Annotated in this window: 1 protein-coding gene; it reads left to right on the forward strand. The window is 68.4% G+C overall.

Annotation, left to right across the window (positions count from 1 at the left end):
* The coding region (locus V6M42_RS13740) for an efflux RND transporter permease subunit (RefSeq protein WP_332679003.1) at positions 1–2,579 on the forward strand (2,579 nt) is incomplete at both ends.

The following is a 2,579-nucleotide window of genomic DNA, read 5'->3' on the forward strand; positions in this document are numbered from 1 at the left end:
GCCACCAACGACGTCCGCAACGCCATGAGCGGCCTGCGCGCCGACCTGCCCCAGGACATGCAGGAACCCAGCGTCCAGCGCATCGACATCACCGGCGACGCCCTGATCACCTGGGTGGTCCGCTCGTCGACCATGACGCCGGAAGAAATCAGCTGGTTCATCGACAACGAGGTCAGCCGCTCGCTGCTGTCCATCAGCGGCGTCGGCGAGGTCAACCGTTCCGGCGGCGTGGACCGCGAGATCCGCGTCGAGCTGGATCCCGACCGTCTCGCCTCTTTCGGCCTGACGGCGGCCTCGGTCAGCCAGGCGTTGACCTCGGTCAACAATGACCTGCCCGGCGGCCGGGTGACCATCTCGGGCTCCGAGCGGTCGATCCGCACCCTCGGCGCCGCGGGTTCGATCGAACAGCTGCGCGAGACCCTGATCCCGCTGGGCGGCGGCCGTTCGGCCAGGCTGGGCGATCTGGGCTCCGTTGAGGACCACTGGAGCGAACCGCGCCGTCTGGCCCGCTACAACGGTCAGGAGGCTGTGACCTTCAACTTCCTGCGCTCGCGCAGCGCCTCCGAGGTCAAGGTCGCCGAAAAGGTCCGCGAGCGCGTGGCCCAGATCGACGAGGCCCATCCCGAACTGACCATCGAGAAGGTCACCTCCAGCGTCGAATATATCGAGGAAAGCTACATCGCCTCGATCGAGGCCCTGCTGCTGGGCGCCGGTCTGGCGGTCATCGTCGTCTTCATCTTCCTCAGGGACTGGCGGGCGACCTTCATCACGGCCACGGCCATGCCGCTGTCGCTGATCCCCGCCTTCGCCATCCTGGGTCCGCTGGACCAGTCGCTGAACGTGGTCACCCTGCTGGCCCTGTCGCTGACGGTGGGCATCCTGGTCGACGACGCCATCGTGGAGATCGAGAATATCGTCCGGCACATGCGGGACGGGAAGTCGCCCTATCACGCCTCCATGGAGGCGGCGGACGAGATCGGCCTGGCCGTCGTGGCCACCACAGCGACCATTCTGGCCGTCTTCGCGCCGGTCGGCTTCATGCCCGGCATCATCGGCCAGTTCTTCAAGGCCTTCGCCCTGGCCGCCTGCGTCTCGGTCGCCTTCTCGCTGGTCGTGGCGCGGACGTTGACCCCGCTGATGGCCGCCTATCTGCTGAAGCACCACAAGCACGAGGACGCCGACCCGTTCTGGATGGGGACCTATCTGAAGTCCCTGCGCTGGTCGCTGGCCAACCGCTGGAAGGTCTTCGGCCTGGGCACGGTCCTGTTCATCGGCTGCGGCTTCCTGGCCACCAAGGTGCCGTTCGAATTCTCGCCCTCGGGAGACGAGGGGCGCGCCGCCTTCTCGGTGGAGCTGCCGCCCGGCGCGACCCTGCGCCAGACCGACGCCATCGTGCAGCAGGTCACCCGCGACCTGCTGCGACAGCCCGAGGTGACCTCGGTCTACGCCGCTGTCGGCGGTCAGGAGGTCAGCCAGGCCAATGTCTATGCCGACATGGTCGACAAGGGCGAGCGCGCGCTGAGCCAGCAGGAGTTCGCCCGCAAGATGGTCGACGGCTGGAAGGCCATTCCGGGCGCCCGGATCGGCGCCGGCGCGGCGAACCAGGGCGGCGGGCCGTCCGACGGCACCAGCTACACCTTCGCCATCCTCAGCGACAATCCGGCGGCCCTGGAGGCCGCGGCCCGGAAGATCGAGGCCGAGATGCGCACCGTTCCGGGCCTGGCCAATGTGGTCAACACCGCCTCGATCGCGCGGCCGGAAATCCTCGTCACGCCGCGGCCGGACCAGGCGGCCCTGATGGGCGTCTCGACGGGCGACATCTCGCGCACCATCCGCGTCGCCACCATCGGCGACGTCGCGCAGAACCTGCCCAAATACAATCTGGGCGACCGGCAGGTGCCGATCCGCCTGCAGCTGACGGAAGCGGCGCGCGAGGATCTGGCCGTGCTGGAAACCCTGCGGGTGCCGACGGACGACGGCGGCGCCGTGCCGCTGAGCGCCGTGGCCGACATCCAGTTCGGATCGGGCCCGTCGCAGGTGCTGCGTCAGGACCGTTCGCGCATCGCCTCCATCACCGCCGAGCTGGACGGCATCCGTTCGGGCGAGGCCGACGCGGCGGTGAAGAAGCTGCCATCCGTCAAGAACCTGCCCAACGGGGTCCGTCAGGTGCCCGCCGGGGACGCCGAGTTCATCGCCGAGATGATCACCGGCTTCGCCGTGGCCTTCGCCACCGGCATCCTGCTGATGTACGCCGTGCTGGTGCTGCTGTTCCGCAGCTTCGCCTATCCGGTGACCATCATGGCCTCCCTGCCGCTGGCCATCGGCGGGGCGTTCGTGGCCCTGATGATCGGCGGCTCGAGCTTCTCCATCTCGTCCCTGATCGGGGTGCTGATGCTGATGGGGATCGCGGCCAAGAACTCCATCCTGCTGGTCGACTATATCGTCATGGCCGAGAAGGACGGGATGAAGCGCCTGGACGCCATCATGGACGCCGCCCACAAGCGCGCGCGGCCCATCCTGATGACCACCTTCGCCATGGGCGCGGGCATGATGCCCGTGGCCGTGGGCTGGGGCGCGGA

Source organism: Brevundimonas sp. (assembly GCF_036677305.1).
In the GTDB taxonomy this organism is placed as follows: domain Bacteria; phylum Pseudomonadota; class Alphaproteobacteria; order Caulobacterales; family Caulobacteraceae; genus Brevundimonas.